This is a genomic window from Exiguobacterium sp. s128 (assembly GCF_018618815.1).
GTDB classification, from domain to species: Bacteria; Bacillota; Bacilli; order Exiguobacteriales; family Exiguobacteriaceae; genus Exiguobacterium_A; species Exiguobacterium_A antarcticum.
In genome coordinates this window covers 1-17,525 of sequence record NZ_JACSMT010000051.1, presented here as the reverse complement: position 1 = coordinate 17,525, position 17,525 = coordinate 1, and the positions used below count along the sequence as shown (strand labels likewise).

General features: G+C 45.6%; 17 protein-coding genes. 13 read left to right on the top strand and 4 right to left on the bottom strand.

Annotated elements, in window-relative coordinates; genetic code table 11:
- Positions 1 to 175: 175 nt before the first annotated feature.
- Together KNQ13_RS14110 and KNQ13_RS14105 are read right to left on the bottom strand one after the other, a co-directional pair.
- A complete protein-coding gene (locus KNQ13_RS14110) occupies positions 176 to 1,084 on the bottom strand; it encodes a DUF3800 domain-containing protein (protein ID WP_251027476.1) in 909 nt (302 codons plus the stop codon).
- Between the two features lie 113 nt (positions 1,085 to 1,197).
- On the bottom strand, positions 1,198 to 1,491 hold the full coding sequence (locus KNQ13_RS14105; protein WP_014970582.1) for a DUF1798 family protein: 294 nt from the start codon (positions 1,489 to 1,491) through the stop codon (positions 1,198 to 1,200).
- 74 nt (positions 1,492 to 1,565) lie between these two features.
- On the opposite strand from KNQ13_RS14105, the gene recU reads away from it, so the two are divergent.
- The 6 genes from recU (at position 1,566) to gpsB (ending at position 9,369) form a co-directional block, all read left to right on the top strand.
- Complete coding sequence (gene recU / locus KNQ13_RS14100) at positions 1,566 to 2,180, top strand: Holliday junction resolvase RecU (RefSeq protein WP_026829787.1); 615 nt, start codon at positions 1,566 to 1,568, stop codon at positions 2,178 to 2,180.
- Between the two features lie 33 nt (positions 2,181 to 2,213).
- Positions 2,214 to 4,937, top strand: a complete 2,724-nt coding sequence (locus KNQ13_RS14095; protein ID WP_209548483.1) for a transglycosylase domain-containing protein — start codon at positions 2,214 to 2,216, stop codon at positions 4,935 to 4,937.
- A 106-nt stretch (positions 4,938 to 5,043) separates the two neighbouring features.
- Positions 5,044 to 7,305 carry a DEAD/DEAH box helicase gene (locus KNQ13_RS14090; protein WP_026829786.1) on the top strand — a complete coding sequence of 754 codons (2,262 nt, stop codon included), beginning with the start codon at positions 5,044 to 5,046 and terminating at the stop codon, positions 7,303 to 7,305.
- Complete coding sequence (locus tag KNQ13_RS14085) at positions 7,302 to 8,486, top strand: ribonuclease H-like domain-containing protein (RefSeq protein WP_014970579.1); 1,185 nt, start codon at positions 7,302 to 7,304, stop codon at positions 8,484 to 8,486. The genes KNQ13_RS14090 and KNQ13_RS14085 overlap by 4 nt, the downstream gene beginning before the upstream one ends.
- Complete coding sequence (locus KNQ13_RS14080; protein ID WP_014970578.1) at positions 8,483 to 9,043, top strand: SLOG family protein; 561 nt, start codon at positions 8,483 to 8,485, stop codon at positions 9,041 to 9,043. Before KNQ13_RS14085 ends, KNQ13_RS14080 begins: the two co-directional genes overlap by 4 nt.
- Before the next feature lie 5 nt (positions 9,044 to 9,048).
- Positions 9,049 to 9,369 (top strand): cell division regulator GpsB, encoded by a 321-nt coding sequence (gpsB, locus tag KNQ13_RS14075; protein WP_014970577.1) that lies wholly within the window; start codon positions 9,049 to 9,051, stop codon positions 9,367 to 9,369.
- 90 nt (positions 9,370 to 9,459) lie between these two features.
- On the opposite strand, the gene KNQ13_RS14070 is transcribed toward gpsB, so the two are convergent.
- Together KNQ13_RS14070 and KNQ13_RS14065 are read right to left on the bottom strand one after the other, a co-directional pair.
- On the bottom strand, positions 9,460 to 9,768 hold the full coding sequence (locus tag KNQ13_RS14070; RefSeq protein WP_014970576.1) for a hypothetical protein: 309 nt from the start codon (positions 9,766 to 9,768) through the stop codon (positions 9,460 to 9,462).
- 33 nt (positions 9,769 to 9,801) lie between these two features.
- Entirely contained in the window at positions 9,802 to 11,376 is a 1,575-nt protein-coding gene (locus tag KNQ13_RS14065) for an FAD-dependent monooxygenase (protein ID WP_209548482.1), read from the bottom strand.
- An 89-nt stretch (positions 11,377 to 11,465) separates the two neighbouring features.
- On the opposite strand from KNQ13_RS14065, the gene yvfG reads away from it, so the two are divergent.
- The 7 genes from yvfG to KNQ13_RS14030 all read left to right on the top strand — a co-directional run bounded on the left by yvfG (position 11,466) and on the right by KNQ13_RS14030 (position 17,386).
- Positions 11,466 to 11,687 carry a protein YvfG gene (gene yvfG / locus KNQ13_RS14060; protein ID WP_014970574.1) on the top strand — a complete coding sequence of 74 codons (222 nt, stop codon included), beginning with the start codon at positions 11,466 to 11,468 and terminating at the stop codon, positions 11,685 to 11,687.
- Positions 11,684 to 12,295 carry an NUDIX hydrolase gene (locus KNQ13_RS14055; RefSeq protein WP_026829783.1) on the top strand — a complete coding sequence of 204 codons (612 nt, stop codon included), beginning with the start codon at positions 11,684 to 11,686 and terminating at the stop codon, positions 12,293 to 12,295. Before yvfG ends, KNQ13_RS14055 begins: the two co-directional genes overlap by 4 nt.
- Before the next feature lie 60 nt (positions 12,296 to 12,355).
- Positions 12,356 to 12,562: a hypothetical protein gene (locus KNQ13_RS14050; RefSeq protein ID WP_014970572.1), complete on the top strand. Its 207-nt coding sequence runs from the start codon at positions 12,356 to 12,358 to the stop codon at positions 12,560 to 12,562.
- Positions 12,563 to 12,703: 141 nt separating this feature from the next.
- Positions 12,704 to 13,435, top strand: coding sequence for an ABC transporter ATP-binding protein (locus tag KNQ13_RS14045; RefSeq protein ID WP_014970571.1), 732 nt, complete (start codon positions 12,704 to 12,706; stop codon positions 13,433 to 13,435).
- Positions 13,432 to 14,949: an ABC transporter permease/substrate-binding protein gene (locus KNQ13_RS14040; RefSeq protein ID WP_014970570.1), complete on the top strand. Its 1,518-nt coding sequence runs from the start codon at positions 13,432 to 13,434 to the stop codon at positions 14,947 to 14,949. The genes KNQ13_RS14045 and KNQ13_RS14040 overlap by 4 nt, the downstream gene beginning before the upstream one ends.
- On the top strand, positions 14,946 to 15,830 hold the full coding sequence (locus KNQ13_RS14035; protein ID WP_026829782.1) for a diacylglycerol/lipid kinase family protein: 885 nt from the start codon (positions 14,946 to 14,948) through the stop codon (positions 15,828 to 15,830). The genes KNQ13_RS14040 and KNQ13_RS14035 overlap by 4 nt, the downstream gene beginning before the upstream one ends.
- Before the next feature lie 209 nt (positions 15,831 to 16,039).
- Positions 16,040 to 17,386: a sodium-dependent transporter gene (locus KNQ13_RS14030; protein WP_209548481.1), complete on the top strand. Its 1,347-nt coding sequence runs from the start codon at positions 16,040 to 16,042 to the stop codon at positions 17,384 to 17,386.
- The last annotated feature ends 139 nt before the right edge of the window (positions 17,387 to 17,525 follow it).

The window sequence follows — 17,525 nt, the reverse complement described above, 5'->3', positions numbered from 1 at the left end:
ATGCGGCGCGATGCTTGTCCCAGGAAAACGATTCGAAGCGAACAAAAAAAGCGGTTCTTCCCGATTAAGAGAAAAACCACTACTTTGTCTTCAGTCTGAGAAGCAGTGGACGCGGTGTCCACTGCTTCTTTTTGTATAAAAACGAACTATTGAGTCAGCTTCTTTTCTGATGGCCTTAACCGTTCCATGGCGTGTCAGACCATTCACGACGTTTTTTAGTAATCGGAACCTTTTTGAAGCCCCAGTTTCGAAAATCTTGATCGGGGCTATCCCGGCGAATGTAAATTTTGTTTTTAATGGCCTTAAAAATTCGGTTTTCGTCCCCGTAATGGACAAACCGCGGCTTCACCTCGATCACCCCACGACGGACACGGGAGAGGGGGAGGCAGACAAGATCGGCAATCTCAAGACCGGATTGGTAGAGATCACTGTCTTTTTCAGCAAAAATGAACCCTTTGATTTTTTGACGGCTTTTCTCGACATCGAGGTGGACCGTTCCTGAATTGAAGATATCGAAAAAGGCTTTTTGAATCAACAAGTTTTGATAATCATCCCGACTTTCCAGGACAACCCGTGCACTCGTCGCCTCTGTTTCCTCAAGAAACGCATAAAACGATTTCATCAAGTGGGCAAACGCCACGACATATGGATCTTTTGGTGTAGAATAGAATTCCTGCAGTTTTTGTTTATCGACTTCGACACTGACGATCGTACAGTCGATGTCAACGAGAAAATCTGGTAAAGCGACCCAAAAGTGACGTAACATATCGATTGTGATCCCGTCTTCTTTCCCATACGGGTGCTCAGCTTTTAAGATTTCTTTCAGGTGGAGTGGAATATGTGGATCTTCGAAAACCGCTGATTTGAATTGCATCAAGCGTTTTCGTAACGGACTTGGTTCGCCGGTTTCATCTGAGTCGATGGCATATTTGTATTCCATTAAGACTCCGGTCAAGTTAAATTGTGTATTTCCTTTGGGTGTACCGGTTTCGTCGACGAACATGACGTACTTTTTTGCTGTTGGATTTGTCGCTCGAGGAATCAATTTTGATTCGTGACGCGCATTCGATTTTGATATGGCCAATCCTACTCCTCCTCGCACGGTTCGGCAGGAACAGTCCAAGCTGTCTGCTACCCTAACTACTTATTTACGACAAGTGTACCAAAATTTCCTGCTCAGAAACATCATTCAACGGATTATTGCATCAATTGATCGATGTAGCGGACGGATTTAATCGTCTCGTTAAACCGCTTTAAACTTGTTTTGGGTTGAAACGCCTGGACGGATAATTGTTTCAATTGATCGACGGCACTTTCGACCATCGCCGGGCGTAGGTAAGGGCTGTTCTGAGCGTTTTGTTGCCATTCTGCAATCAGAAGGTCCGCTTGTTCGACGAACGGAATCACCTCTTTTTGGAAGTCATATTCTGTCCCATCGCGTCCTGCTTGATAAATACGTTCAATGTCTTGAAGTAACGGTTCTATTGTCATTTGTTTTTAACTACTCCTCTCGGCCGATACGATACAATCACATATCATGGTACAATAAACGCGATAGGAGGGGAATCGTTTTGAATTACCCGAATGGTAAAAAGTTTCAAAAACCACTTGAGTCGCATGGTGTGACAATCCAAAACGCCCGTTCCAAAGGATCGACCTTCTCGAATCGTGGAATGAAACTGGAAAAACTTATTAATGAAAGTAATACGTTTTATTTGACCCATAATCGGGCAATCATACACAAGAAACCGACTCCTCTTCAAATCGTTCAAGTTGATTACCCGAAACGGTCTGCTGCCGTTGTCAAAGAAGCCTATTTCAAACAACCGTCGACAACGGATTATAACGGTGTGTACCGTGGGCGATATATCGATTTTGAAGCGAAGGAAACCAATCATAAAACGTCCTTCCCACTAAAAAACTTTCATTCCCATCAAATTGAACATATGCGTCAATGTGTAGCACATGGAGGAATTTGTTTTGTCATCATTCGATTCAGTATGTATAATGTGCAATATGTGTTGTCTGTCGAGCATTTGTTCCCCTGGTGGGAGCAGTTGGAAACAGGCAGAAAGTCGATTCCGTTAGCAGAAATCGAACGTCATGGAAAAAAACTCGAGACAGGTGCGTTTCCTGCAATTGATTATTTACCAGCAGTGGACGAGTTATATTTCACTTGAGAAACTTTACAGATTGAAGGAGAAGGATAGCATATGGAAAGAAGTCGTGTCGCACGTCGTGAAGAAACGAAGACGTTAGTCAAACAAACGAACCGGACAAAACGTCCGAAAAAGAAAAAGACAGGCGGATCCGGTGGCAAGGGTGCCCTTTGGAAAAAGTTGCTGTTAGTGGCAACAGGATTGTTCATCATTTTGATGCTTGCTGGTGGAGGGTTTGCCGTTTACGCAGTAGCCACAGCACCGGAGCTGGATGAATCCAAACTACGTGATGCGCTTCCGCTGAAAATTTATGCGAGCAATAAGGAAGAAATCAAAAAGGGTGGGACGAGTCGTGAGTACGTCTCGATTAAAGAGGTACCGGATGTGGTGAAAGATGCGTTCATCTCGATTGAAGATCGACGTTTCTATCAGCATAACGGAATTGACTTCCGCCGCTTAGGTGGCGCGATCATCGCCAACATCACAGATGGTTTTGGATCAGAGGGTGCTTCAACGATTACGCAACAGGTCATCAAACAATCGTTTTTGAGCTCAGATAAGACCATTACCCGGAAAGTCCAGGAACAGTGGTTAGCGATTCGTTTAGAACGGGATTATACAAAAGAACAAATTCTTGAAATGTATTTGAATAAAAACTATTACGGTCAAGAATCGTACGGGATTCAGACGGCGTCAAAAGCATACTTCAATAAGACGGTCGATAAGTTGAACTATGCCGAAGCAGCGATGCTTGCGGGTCTGCCGCAACGTCCTTCCGCATATGATCCGATTCAAGGAGATCCAAAGCTGACGAAATGGCGTCAAACACAAGTGCTCGATGCGATGTTGACGACGGGTGTCATCACACAAAAACAGCGGGATCAAGGGGTCGACCAACCGATTTCGAAATTGATTGATCCGGCACCTAAATCAAAGGACGACGCAGCTTACGATAGCGTGATTTTTGATATGGTCTCACAAGAGCTAGAAGACGTCTTTGGTCTTGAAGGTAAAGACATCTACGGCCAAGGGTTAAAGATTTATACATCCATCGACAAACCGATGCATGATTATATGAATGAAGCGATTAAAAAAGACCAAGTCGTTCAATTACCGGAGTATGCGGAAGCCGCAGCGACCGCTGTCAACACGCAAACGGGTGAAATTCTCGGAATCGTGGATGGAAAAAATCCAGGGACAGGGACGTCGCGCCGAAACTTTGCAAAAGAACCGCACCAACCGGGTTCTTCAGCAAAACCGTTTTTCGCTTACGGACCGGCGATTGAAAATGAAAAATGGTCAACGGCTAAAATGATGACGGACCAAGAAACAAAAGTGAATGGAAAAAACATCGGAAACTATTACGATGGATACCGAGGGACAAATACGATTCGGAACTGGCTTAAGATTTCTGCCAATACGCCAGCGATTCAAACATTCCAACAAATCGGTGGGGATTCCGTCGAGGCGTTTGCCGCTAAATCAGGTTTACGACTTCAAGACGACGAGTCGATTTCACCCGCTTATGCGATTGGGGGAATGAAACACGGCTTCAACACGACACAAATGGCGTCTGCTTACGCTACACTCGGGAATGGTGGGGATTACATCAAACCACACATCATCAAGACGATTGAATACAGTGACGGTTCAAAAATCAAATCACCTGTCAAACCGAAAAAGGCAATGGAAGATTATACAGCCTACATGTTGACAGATATGTTGCGAGACGTCTTGAAGCCAGGCGGGACGTTCCCGAGTGCCGCCCTTGCCTTTGATGCAGCAGGTAAAACCGGAACGACGAATGCTTACAAAGATGTCTGGTTCGCCGGCTACACGTCGGATGTCTCAATCAGTGTCTGGACGGGAACAACAAAATCCGGAAATAACAATGAGTTAGGTTTAAGTGGACCAACGAACAGTACGATGGCTCAAAACCTTTGGAAAGATTTTGTCACGAAAACACGTGACCGGACACCTGCACCTTTTGAACAACCAAGTTCTGTCCTCAGTATTGGGGATGAGCTTTACGTGAAAGGGACAAAAGAACCGGTTGTCGAAAAAAAGGCCGTACCAGCTCCGACTGGCTTACAAGCATCCTACAATGAAGACTCGGAGTCTGGTGAACTGACGTGGAGCTATAATGATTCAGCGCTTCGGACAAATGGATATGACAGTGTATCGTTTGAAATCTCGATGACTGATCCAGACGGCAAACAATCGGTTCTCGGTACAAGTTCAACGAATCGAATCGCAATTAATGGATTAGATCCAGGACGGACGACGTTGACCGTTGTCGCGAAAGCGTCTGGAGAACAGTCAGGACCCGTCTCGACGACGGTGACGGTTGCCGAAGTCGAGACGGATGAACCGACGACGGACGAACCGACGACGGATGAACCGACGACGGACGAATCGACGACGGATGAACCGACGACGGACGAATCGACGACGGATGAACCGACGACGGATGAACCGACGACGGATGAACCGACGACGGACGAACCGACGACGGATGAACCGACGACGGATGAACCGACGACGGACGAACCAGCAACGGACGAACCGACGACGGATGAACCGACAACGGACGAACCGACGACGGATGAACCGACAACGGACGAACCGACGACGGATGAACCGACAACGGACGAACCAGCATCAAACGATGGAGCGTCCACTCAGTCGAATAGAGGGAATTCGTCGAACGGCAATCAAGGTCGAGGACAGGATAATGCGCCTGCAGATCAACAATCAGAACCGGAAACTCAACAATAAAGAGTAGAATGGTCATTAGAAGAAGACAAGACCGAAGAAACGGGTGTGTTTCTTCGGTCTTGCTTCTCTTTTTTTGTATAATGGAGGTCAGGAAGGAAGTGGGGCAATGGAAGCTAGACAATCACTTGTCACCTATTTAGAAGAACTCAAAGCCGATCGTTCCTTCATGGAGCGTGTTACCTATATGAAAACGATGGAAGCGACTGTCGGACGTTACGCACGGTTTCCTAAAGAGATGCCGGAACGTTTGCGACAAGCCCTGGAAAGACGAGGTATCACTTCGTTGTATCGGCATCAGGAGCTCGCTTTTCGAACCGTCCAAAGCGGTGCATCGACCGTTATCGTTACCCCGACCGCATCTGGGAAAACCTACTGCTTCAATTTGCCGATTTTGTCTCATCTCTTAGCCCATCCGAATGCACGGGCCTTGTACCTCTATCCAACAAAGGCGTTGGCGCAAGACCAGAATAGTGAACTGTTAGAACTGATCGACGAGATGGAAGCACCAATTCGTTGTTTTACGTATGATGGTGATACGTCACCGACGATTCGAACAAAAGTCCGTAAAGCCGGTAATATCGTCATTACGAATCCAGATATGTTACATTCCGGTATCTTACCGCATCATACGAAATGGATCGAACTGTTCGAAAATTTATCGCATATCGTCATCGATGAATTGCATACGTATCGCGGAGTATTCGGAAGCCATGTCGCAAACGTCATCCGACGGTTGCGACGGATTTGCCGGTATTATGGGAGTGACCCGATTTTCATCATGACAAGTGCGACGATTGCCAATCCACAAGAACTAGCAGAACGTTTGACGGAAAAAAAGGTTCAGTTGATTGATGATAATGGAGCACCAACCGGTCGAAAACATTTTATCGTCTATCAGCCGCCAATTGTTAATGCGCAACTTGGAATTCGTCGTTCAGCGACACTAGAAACCAAACAATTGGCCTCACGCTTCATCAAAAAGAAGTTCCAGACGATTGTTTTTGCCCGGTCACGTGTCCGTGTCGAGGTGTTGTTGACATATCTTCGCAGTCTGATCCGGCATGAACTTGGACCCAAATCGATTGAAGGCTACCGGGGCGGCTATTTACCAACTGAACGGCGAGATATTGAAAGACGGTTGCGTAAAGGTGAAATTACCGGCATCGTCTCGACCAATGCTCTAGAACTTGGCGTCGACATCGGACAACTTCAAGTCTGTATCATGAACGGTTATCCGGGAACGATTGCGTCATTATGGCAACAGGCGGGACGAGCCGGACGGCGTCAAGATGATGCCTTGATCATTTTAGTCGCTTCTTCCGGAATGCTCGATCAATATGTGGCCGAACGACCAGAATTGTTTTTAAATCAATCACCGGAAGCAGCTCGACTCGACCCCGATAATCTCATCATCGCCGTCGATCATATCAAATGTGCCGCGTTTGAATTACCGTTTCGTCAGGGCGAAACGTTTGGGACACTTGAGACGGAAGATATCTTAGAGTATCTGGTCGAAGAACGTGTATTGCATCAGCGGGGGGAACGGTATTACTGGATGAACGATGCGTTCCCGGCACATGGTATTTCGCTACGATCCAGCGATCAAGAAAATGTCATCATCGTTGATCAAACAGAAGTCCCGAACCGAGTCATCGGTGAGATGGATACCTTCAGTGCGATGACATTATTACACGATGAAGCGATCTATTTACACGGGGCAGATCAATACCAAGTCGAAGCTTTGGATTTCGAAGAAAAAAAAGCCTTTGTCCGAGCCGTAGATGTTGATTATTATACGGATGCTAATTTTTCAGTCGAATTATCCGTTCTGGATGAAGATGAATGTTATACGAACGGTGATTTTAGTGTCGCACGCGGAGATGTCAGTGTCCGTGGAATGGCGACGATGTTCAAGAAGATCAAGTTCGGGACACATGAAAACATCGGATCAGGTCCCATTCATCTGCCGGAACGGGAAATTCACACGACGGGTGTCTGGTTTTCCTTACCGGAAACGTCTACATCGAGTACAGAGCTCGAACAAGTCTTAGAAGGAGTCGCAAACAGTCTGCGTCGTGTTGCTCCCTTGTATTTGATGTGTGATGCCAGTGATGTGTTTGTTGTTCCTCAAGTCAAAGCCACGCATACACAAAAACCGACGATTTATCTGTATGACCGTTATCCGGGTGGTGTTGGGCTCGCGGCATCCATCTACAAACAACGGACCATCATGCTCCGGGCTGCCCGGGACTCGATTGAGACATGTCCTTGTCTCGACGGTTGTCCAGCCTGCATCGGGATGATTGGGATATCTGATGAAAAAGAGCGGACGATCAGAATGCTTGCTGAAATGGAGACGGAATTATGAAAAATAAACTGAGACGGATGTTGAAGACGACCGAGACCGAACCGAAAAAAAGTCCCTCATCCACGGATCAGGAACGAGCCACGACAGCTGAACAAGCAGCCTGGTTAGCAAAAGGTGCCGACATCCTCACGTTCGAAGAGGAATGGATTGTCCGACTGGATCACCGGTATCCCCTGACGGCTCAGCACGGTCATCGGTCATTTGAGGCGGTTTTTGAATCGTTACAGTTACCGCATCCGCCACTGGCGCTAGATGTCCCACTCGAACAAATCATTTTTTTTGATACAGAAACAACGGGTCTAAAAGGTACAGGGACCACGATTTTTTTACTTGGATTTGCACGATTTGAAAAAGGCGAACTGCTGATGCGGCAATATTTCCTGCCGCATCCACACTATGAAGCGGCTTTGTATCACCATTTTTTACTGGATATCGGGGAAGACGTTCGATTCGTCACCTACAATGGAAAAAGTTTTGACTGGCCGCAAATCAAGACCCGCCACGTGTTTGTCCGTGAACGTGTACCACGTCTGCCGAAAGTGGGTCATCTCGATTTACTCCATGTCTGTCGTCGTCTGTTCAAAGGAATGTATGACTCGTACCGGTTGACACGAATGGAAGAACGGATTGGATTTGAGCGGACGGATGATTTGCCGGGTTTTTTAGCACCGATGCACTATTTTCAATACGTCGAACATCAAAATCCGGACATCATGTCTGGGGTTCTGGAGCATCATTTGCATGATTGTCTCACGTTGGTCAGTCTTTATGATGAATGTAATCGGCTTGTGACACATCGCCAAGACGCTTCGTCACAGATTCGTGAAAATATTGCCATCTGGTTAGCGGATCTAGGTATTCACGATCAGTCGGTCAAACATTTTGGACAGGCGGATGAGTTGACTGCGCAAGGTTGGTTACGCCAAGGAATGTTATACAAAAAACTGCGACAGTACGAGGACGCCAAAATCTGTTTCGAAAAGAGTGGTACGTACGAAGGGTTCATCGAACTTGCGAAATGGGCCGAGCACATTGCCAAACAACCAGCCGTTGCTTATGATTATACTGAAAGAGCCAAAAACATGTTAGCAGACCATCAGTTGTTAGCTTCGCGTCGGGAACGATTGGTAGCCGAACTAGATCATCGAAGTTTACGCCTACAAAGGAAGTGTCGTCGATGAAGGTCGTAGCAGTAACAGGGTATAAACCAACGGAACTTGGGATCTTTGACCAAAAACATCCCGGGATCAAGATTTTAAAAGCAGCCTACCGTGAACGTCTTATCCGATTGATTGAAGATATGGGGACGACTTGGTTCATTACGAGTGCAGCTCCTGGATGTGAGTTGTGGGCATGTGAAGTCATTTTAGAACTCAAACAGGAGTATCCAGATATCCGGTTAGGAATTTTGCTTCCTTTTCTTGAACAAGAAGCAAAATGGAAAGAACCGGTACAAGCACAATATCTAGCGGTTTTGAATCAAGCAGACTTTGTAGACGCAATCAGTCAAAAACCATACGAAAATCCATCTCAATTTCGAAATAAAACGGAATTCATGATTCAAAAGAGTCAAGGGTTATTGTCCGTATTTGACGAGGAACATGGAGGATCTGCCAAGTATCTGGTGGAACGTGCTAAACTAGAAATGGAACGATCGGATTATCAGTTGTTCTTGATTACACAAGATGATTTGGCGATGATGGAACAGGAGCAGACCTACAATGAACAATGGGAGTGAAGCGTATGTACAAGCCGTTATTGACAGCAGACGATATTTACAAAAAGGAATTCAAAACAGGTCTACGGGGTTATGTCATCGAAGATGTTGACGGATATTTGGATCAAGTCATTAAAGATTACGAAGGTTTTGAACGGGAAATCGAGCGGTTAAAGCGGGAACTAGAAGAAGCAAAAGCGACGCCTTCCGTTGGCATCAAACGAGAAGAACGGCGACCGGAACCAGACGTGCCGACCGTCCCTTCGAACCCTTCTAATTATGATATGTTGCGTCGCATCTCAAATCTTGAAAAAGCCGTTTTTGGACGACCACATCAAGAAGAGTAACGGATACGCGGACGTAATGGAAAAAAGGTTAACCAAAACCGTAGACGTAAAAAATCGGCTCCTCCATCAAATGAGGATGCCGATTTTTTGTCATTTATGGCGCAAAACCTCTTCTGCTTGAGCTAAATCTTCTTTTAAGACATAAAGGGCTACCCGGTCGTCCAGATCTTTACTGAAGCGTCGGAAGACAAAAGATGTTTTAACACCGCGTTCCATCCGGACACGAAGACCTGCTTGATCTAACCGATCATGATCACGGGCCAACTGTTCTCCTTTTTCTCCAAACGCTTCACCAAGTACGACCCAACGCATTGATTCTTTAGTTCGTCGTGTCACAATGACGATAAAATATAAAACAAGAACAACGATCAATATCATACGTATCGTATTAAAATCCATGGATAACATCACCTCATCTTTTATCATACGTCCTCAACGCGCATAAAGTAAACGTTCAAGATAACGTGAAAAAGGTTGAAGTTTTAATCCTTGTTGACGGTAGGCGATGTACCCATCTGGACGAATGAGATAGAGCCCAGCTTGTTTGATCCCAAATTTTCGAGCAAGCTCGCCACCTTGGTCAACGACACCATCATCTTTCAACTCTTGATGGATTGGTACGGTCTCGAATAAATCGGGATAGGAATATGCCAATTCTTTAAAAGGTGAGAGGATGGCTTCATCCGCTTGACGAGGTAAAAAAAGTAACAACAAAAAGTTCCGGTCCGCGCGTCGTAATAATAATTCATTTTTCTTGGTGCGTGGATTCACGACTTCACTATACGGCATCGGTTCCCCCGGACGTGGCGTCAAAAGCGGAAAACGTCCCTGTGTGACAAATAAATGGGAGGTTTGATAGTTACTGTTCAGTTGGGCAATTCGATTGGTGACGTAATGGTGTAGGGGTGTGATCTTTAAACTGTTACGAATGACTGTTTCTTGGAGTGGCAATAAAAAAGGCACATTGATCTGCAACAATTCAGTGGCTAGATTCGTGGAACGTAAAATTCCACGGGCTGCCTCACGTCGCTCGACACTATACGAATCAAGTAACGGAAAACTGGCTTTGAAGCGATGGACACACCATAATTTCCAAGCTAGATTCATTGCGTCGGCAATCCCGGTATTCATTCCTTGACCGCCGACAGGTGAATTAATATGGGCAGCATCCCCGATGAGATAAATCCGGTGATGACCAAATTTTTCGATGATTCGGTTATGGACCCGGAACATGGAATACCAGTGTACTTTTTTTAACTTAAACGGAACTTTGGCCCGGTTTTGTAAAAAATCTTCGATTGCAGCATGGTCTGTCGGAACGGTACCGTTCGTCAAGTTGCCCGTAATTCGAAATAAGTTGGACTGTAATGGAAAGGACTCGATGACACCATGATCGGAAAAGAAGATGTGGACTTCTTCAGAAGATAGCGGCCAATCCACTTCGATATCAGCTAGTGCCCACGATTCTTTAAAGGATTTCCCGCTGAATGGAAGTCCCAGTTCACGTCGGACAAAACTATTGGCACCATCTGCTCCGATGATAAAGGAAGCATCGACGGTCTCCGTCACATCATGTTTACGAATCGAGGCGCTGACGAACGTCGGAAACTGAGCGAAACCAGTCAGTTCCGTTTCACGTTCCACCATGTGCCCATCTTCCCGCAACCGGGTTTCGAGAATTCGTTCGGTCTCACTTTGAGGTAATAACGTGACGAACGGAAACGGTGTATTTAAATCAGTAAAGTCAAGTTTTGCTTGCCAAGCTCCATTGACATACAGATTGCCTTGATTGATTTTGATCGCATGCTCCATCAATGCATCGGCTACGCCAAGGCGCGCAAATAATTCGAGTGATCGAGCCTGAATTCCAATCGCTTTTGAGACGACGGATGGACCACTTGCACGTTCAATGATTCGAAAAGTCAAACCATAACGTGATAATGCGAGCGCTAACGTCAAACCGGTTGGTCCAGCACCAATGATCAGTACATCTACTTTTTTCTTCACGGATAGCCCCCCTTATTTTACTTCTTAGCCAAAACTCGCTACCATTAAACTATCGACTTGGCGGGTAACCGTCTGAAAGGATGAGGGCAGTGAATGAACAACTATTTACAACGGAACGCTTGATGAGCAACTTCAGAGAATACATGCGACAAAATGAAGCATATATGACGAAGATTCAGGCACTCAATGCGTACTATAAAGTCGTAGCAGGCTCGATTTTAGCCGATCGAATTGCTAAAAATGCGGATTTGATCGTACGTATGCGCCATCTGGAAGAAGCGTATCAGAAAGTCGCGCAGGAAACACGATGAGTGACTTCCGGATGGATGATGTGAAACGAGCGTTTGCCTCGTCAGAAGAGCAACTTCCTAAAAATGCCGCTGCCGTCTTGGTCCCCCTCCTCGAACGTCACGGAGCGATTTACCTCCTATTTCAAGTACGAGCGAAAACGCTCCGGTCGCAACCGGGAGAAATTTCATTTCCAGGTGGGCGGATTGATCCCGGGGAGGAGCCGAAAGAGGCGGCAATTCGTGAAACAAAAGAAGAGTTGAACTTGGGTGATGCCAACATTGAAGTCATCGGCACATTGGAACCCCTCGTGACACCCAATCGGTCAATCATCTATCCCTATGTGGGTATCTTGACGGCGGAAGAAATTCATCCGTCTCCGATGGAAGTGGATCATATTTTTTTGGTTGCCTTATCGGACCTTGTGGCAGCCGAGCCGATTCAAGGCGAGATGGAATGGCGCATTCGTCCGGGAAAAACAGTTCCGACAGAACGGTTGGCCAATCGCGATGCCTACTTGGATCGAACGTATAAAACCGTTGAACATTTTTATGAGCATGAAGAGTATTTGATTTGGGGATTGACGGCAAAAATCTTACGGCAGATGTTACGGACCTTGACGCAATACTAGCTTTTTCATGAGTTCTTTTATATGATTAAGAATATCTGAACGTGTCAGGAGATGATTGAGATGGAAGAAGAAGAGTTATTTGATTATATCGTCGGTGATATGGTAAAGACAAAAGAGGGCTGGGTCGCTGAAGTCACAGCCGTATTAACCAATACCGTAGTGGGAGATCTCTCACATACAAAAAACTTCGAAACTCTTGGTTTTGAGTTCGAGAAACAAGTATTGATCAAATCGGAGATTGAATTGCTGGAACGAAAATCAAAATGAACGATGGACCGGCAGAATTTCTGCCGGTTTTTTTGTATGTCAAGGTAGGCGAAAGCAGGTTTCAGAACAGACAAATCAGGGAAATTTTACAAAGATAATAAAGAATAGACTTGACTACTACAGATGGTGGAGGGATCGTGTGTGATTGAATTTAAAGCAGTCGGAAAAACATATCCAGATGGAACAAAAGCGGTCCGTGATTTAAATTTCACGGTCGAACAAGGAGAAATTTTCTGTTTGATTGGTCCTTCGGGTTGCGGGAAAACAACGACGATGAAAATGGTCAATCGGCTAATCGACCATACGGAAGGACAGATTTGGATCAATGGACAACCGATCATGTCAATCGATGAACACCAATTACGTCGTCAAATCGGTTATGTCCTTCAACAGATTGCCTTATTCCCGCATATGACGGTAGAAGAAAATGTAAGTGTCGTACCGCAGTTGTTGAAATGGGATAAAAAGAAGATTGAAGAGCGTGTCGAGACATTGTTTCAGCTGACAGGATTAAATGAGAACTTGCGAAAGAAATATCCAACTGAACTTTCCGGTGGTCAGCAACAACGTGTGGGCGTCATGCGAGCCTTGGCAGCCGAGCAAGATGTCATCTTGATGGATGAACCTTTTTCAGCGCTGGATCCGATTTCAAGAGAGCAACTCCAGAATGATTTACTGCGTCTGAACGACGAACTTGGAAAAACGATTCTGTTCGTGACGCATGATATGAATGAAGCATTGAAATTGGGCAGTCGGATTTGTTTGATGGACGAAGGAAAAATCGTTCTGATCGGAACAAAAGAGGAAATCTTGGCGAGTGACGATGCCTTCGTCAAAGAATTCATGGGTCAAGTCAGGGGGACGATCCAATGACAGGACTGTTCGAGACGTATCAAGACCGGAAAACAGAATTGCTCCAAGCACTGATTGAACATATTCAATTGTCTGTCCTATCACTTGTGATTGCTTGCCTGATTGCGATTCCACTCGGGATTTATCTTTCTCGTAATCAAAAACTAAGTGAATGGTCGATTGGGGTCACCTCCGTCATCCAAACGATTCCTTCCTTGGCATTGCTTGGATTGATGATTCCGCTTGTCGGGATCGGGACGCTTCCCTCCGTCATAGCACTTGTCTTATATGCGTTACTTCCAATCGTTCGAAATACCTATACAGGATTAGCGGAAGTAGATCCTTCGCTCAAGGAAGCGGCACGTGCTTGCGGTATGACACCAATGCAAAGTTTAATGAAGGTCGAATTGCCGCTTGCCCTGCCTGTCATGATGGCAGGTGTCCGGACAGCGATGGTCTTGATTATCGGGACAGCGACGATTGCTGCCTTGATTGGTGCAGGTGGTCTTGGATCAATCATCTTATTAGGAATTGATCGAAACGATAATTATCTGCTTTTATTAGGTGCCATTCCGGCAGCGTTGTTAGCTCTTTTATTTGATCTCCTATTAAGACAAACGGAAGTAGCGACCAAAAAACGTCAAAAGGGTCGACTTGTCATAGCACTTGCCTTAATCGCGACATTGATCGTTACACCATTCGCGCTTGGACGAACGGAACGACCAGATTTGGTTGTAGCGGGGAAACTAGGCGTCGAACCTGAAATTTTGATGAACATGTATAAGTTAGTCATTGAAGATCAGACTGATTTAAATGTGCAAGTCAAACCGAACTTCGGGAAAACGACGTTCGTCTATAAAGCATTACAATCGGGAGATATCGATTTGTATCCGGAATTCACAGGAACGGTACTTGCGAGTCTGACGAATGAAAAACCCGTCTCGAATGAAAAACAAGCCGTATTCGAGCAAGCGCGAGATGGTTTAGTGAAGCAGGAGCTGGCATTGCTTCCGCCGATGAACTACAACAATACGTATGCAGTGGCCGTCCCGAAAAAAGTAGCGGAACAATATGACTTAAAAACGATTTCTGACCTACAGCAAGTGGCCGATCAATTAAAGGCAGGATTCACGCTGGAATTTAAAGATCGCCAAGATGGGTATAAGGGGATCCAAGAAAAATACGGTGTGAATTTTAAAGACGTCGTGACGATGGAACCGAAGTTACGTTATAAGGCTGTTCAATCCGGTGACATTCAAGTCATCGACGCGTACTCGACAGACCCGGAAATCGCGAAATACGACATGGTCGTCCTAGAAGACGATCAGCAACTATTTCCACCCTATGAAGGGGCGCCACTCTTACGTCAAGAAACACTGGATGAGTATCCGGAAGTCGGTCAAGCACTTGAGCAATTAGATGGAAAAATCTCCGATGTCGAAATGTCGCGAATGAATGAAGCCGTTGCCTACGGTGGAAAAACAGCGAATCAAGTGGCACGTGAGTATTTAGAGGAAGAAGGAATCATTAAATGAGATTACTATTGATCAGTAACCCGACAGCAGGATCAAATCGTGCCGGTCTTTTACAAGAGGTCATTGATCCCTTGGCCGGGATGTTTGACGAAATTGTCATCCGTCAAACGACTCAGTCCCTCGATGCGTTACACTTTGCGGAAGAAGCAACGGATTTCGACGCATTGGTCGTCATTGGGGGTGACGGAACGGTGTTTGAGGTCATCAATGGTGTCGCTAAACTCGACAAACGTCCGATTCTTGGTATCATTCCAGGAGGGACCTGTAATGATTTTGCGAGAACGCTAGGATTACCGATGGTCCCCCGCCTGGCTGCTGAAATGATTGCGACCCAGCAAATCGTCGAAGTGGATCTTGGACAAGTCAACGATACGTATTTCCTGAATTTCCTTGGACTTGGATTAGTAGCGGAGGCATCGATTGGCCTTGATACGGAAGAAAAAGCTCGTCTCGGTAAGATGGGGTATTACCTTTCGACGATTCGCTCAAGTATGGAAGCGGAACCTTTTTCCTATGAACTAGAATTAGCAGAGGGACAAAAAATGACGGGAGAAGCCGTCTTGATCCTGGCTGCGAATGGAGAATCGTTAGGTGGGATTGGCACCAATTTATCAGAAGGAGCTTACAATGACGGGAAATTGGATCTCGTAATCGTCGATGAGGTCAACCTCACGACGATCCGAGATGTCATCCTTCAAAAAATCGGGTTAGCCACAGAACCTTCCTTTACACATATTTTAACAAGTGGATTTACGCTGAAGACGGATTCTCCGAAAGTAATTGATACAGATGGAGAAAAGGCGATGCATTCACCAATTGAAGTCAGCGTCTTACCCGAGTATTTAAAAATGTATAGCGGGCGATTGGATACGTTGGTGTAACAACCATTCTCCTAATGAAAGTCGACCTTCGAATCGAAGCCCACTGCTGTGGCTTCGATTTTTTGTTATCGATCAACTAAAACCCGTATGTTTTATCACGAATATGCGGTTATGCTTTGATGCTTTAAAGAAAATGTTTGGTAAAGGATGACTTCCAGAGTGATTTTTTGTACAATGGAAAAGTATTTTTGAAAAGGAGGTCGAGCACCATGAAAGGAAATGCATGGGCTTCGAAGGTCGGTTTTATTTTAGCAGCAGCAGGGTCAGCGATTGGTCTTGGGGCGATATGGAAGTTTCCATACACGACGGGAACAAATGGAGGAGGGGCTTTTTTATTACTGTTTTTAGCCTTTACCTTGTTACTTGGACTCCCGGTCTTGATTGCCGAATTTTTAATCGGTCGGACAAGCGGGAAAACAGCGTTACGAGCCTTCTCGGAATTGGGCCATAAAAAATATACGTTCATAGGCATACTGGGTGTCATCGCCTGTTTTCTTCTCCTGTCCTTTTATAGTGTGATTGGGGGCTGGGTACTGATTTATACGGTACTAGGTTTCTCGGGCAGTCTGACAACGATGAACGGTCAGGCGTTGGGCGAATTGTTTGGTACGATTTCAGCTTCCCCAGTATATGCGGTATCGGGACAACTGATTTTCTTGGTCATCACCTGTGTCATCGTCTTACGTGGCGTCCAAGCTGGAATCGAAAAAATGAGTAAAATCATGATGCCGTTACTCTTTGTTTGTTTCATCATTCTTGTTGTTCGTTCGTTGACGTTAGAGGGAGCAAGTGAAGGCGTTCGTTTCTTCATTGAACCGGATTTTTCAGCATTGAGTCGAACTTCGGTCCTGAGTGCACTTGGTCAAGCGTTCTTCTCCTTGTCGCTTGGTGTATCTGCGATGTTGACCTATGCTTCTTACATGAAGGAGCGGGGACAAATCAACCGCTCAGCGGTCTGGATCGTCTCGTTGAACATCGTCGTGTCTTTACTTGCTGGGTTCGCAATTTTCCCCGCAGTCTTCGCCTCAGGACTTGATCCGGCAGAAGGACCAGCACTCTTATTCATCGTCTTGCCGACTGTTTTCAGTCAAATACAATTTGGTTCCGTTTTCTTGACCCTCTTCTTTTTATTATTTGCCTTCGCATCGATCACCTCGTCGATTGCGATGCTTGAAGTGGTCGTCTCATCGATCACGGATCGAAAAGAAAGTGCTACGTTCCAAGACAAAAAACGGAATACGATTATCGCAACCGGTTTGATTGCGTTGATCGGCATTCCGTCCGCCCTTTCTTTTGGTCTTGCAAGTGACATCACATGGATGAATAAGACGATTTTTGATTGGATGGACTTTACGGTCTCGAACATCCTGATGCCAATCGGTGCCTTGTTGATTTCGTTTTTTGCCGGATTTAAACTTGACCGGACCCTAGTGGAGCAAGAACTCGTCACGAGTCCGTTCATGAAACGTATGCTTCCGTTTTGGCGTTTTAGCATTTGTTACATGAGTCCCGTTGCGATTTTGATCATCCTGATCTGGCCGTTGTTCAGTTCTTGAAGATGGATGTCCCATTCCAAAAAAGCTAGTCTGCCTCATGGCAGACTAGCTTTCAGATCGTAGACAAACCCTCATTTCAACGTTGAAATGAGGGTTTGTCTTATGTAGTCGTAAAAAGTGATGTTGAAAACAAGGATTC

Excerpts from the sequence above, each read along its gene's own strand:
- KNQ13_RS14080 (WP_014970578.1), top strand. The coding sequence starts at position 8,483 with ATGAAGGTCGTAGCAGTAACAGGGTATAAACCAACGGAACTTGGGATC.
- KNQ13_RS14055 (WP_026829783.1), top strand. The coding sequence starts at position 11,684 with ATGAGTGACTTCCGGATGGATGATGTGAAACGAGCGTTTGCCTCGTCA.
- KNQ13_RS14105 (WP_014970582.1), bottom strand. The coding sequence starts at position 1,491 with ATGACAATAGAACCGTTACTTCAAGACATTGAACGTATTTATCAAGCA.
- KNQ13_RS14030 (WP_209548481.1), top strand. The coding sequence starts at position 16,040 with ATGAAAGGAAATGCATGGGCTTCGAAGGTCGGTTTTATTTTAGCAGCA.
- gpsB (WP_014970577.1), top strand. The coding sequence starts at position 9,049 with ATGTACAAGCCGTTATTGACAGCAGACGATATTTACAAAAAGGAATTC.
- KNQ13_RS14090 (WP_026829786.1), top strand. The coding sequence starts at position 5,044 with ATGGAAGCTAGACAATCACTTGTCACCTATTTAGAAGAACTCAAAGCC.
- KNQ13_RS14070 (WP_014970576.1), bottom strand. The coding sequence starts at position 9,768 with ATGGATTTTAATACGATACGTATGATATTGATCGTTGTTCTTGTTTTA.
- KNQ13_RS14035 (WP_026829782.1), top strand. The coding sequence starts at position 14,946 with ATGAGATTACTATTGATCAGTAACCCGACAGCAGGATCAAATCGTGCC.
- KNQ13_RS14050 (WP_014970572.1), top strand. The coding sequence starts at position 12,356 with ATGGAAGAAGAAGAGTTATTTGATTATATCGTCGGTGATATGGTAAAG.
- KNQ13_RS14040 (WP_014970570.1), top strand. The coding sequence starts at position 13,432 with ATGACAGGACTGTTCGAGACGTATCAAGACCGGAAAACAGAATTGCTC.
- KNQ13_RS14095 (WP_209548483.1), top strand. The coding sequence starts at position 2,214 with ATGGAAAGAAGTCGTGTCGCACGTCGTGAAGAAACGAAGACGTTAGTC.
- KNQ13_RS14085 (WP_014970579.1), top strand. The coding sequence starts at position 7,302 with ATGAAAAATAAACTGAGACGGATGTTGAAGACGACCGAGACCGAACCG.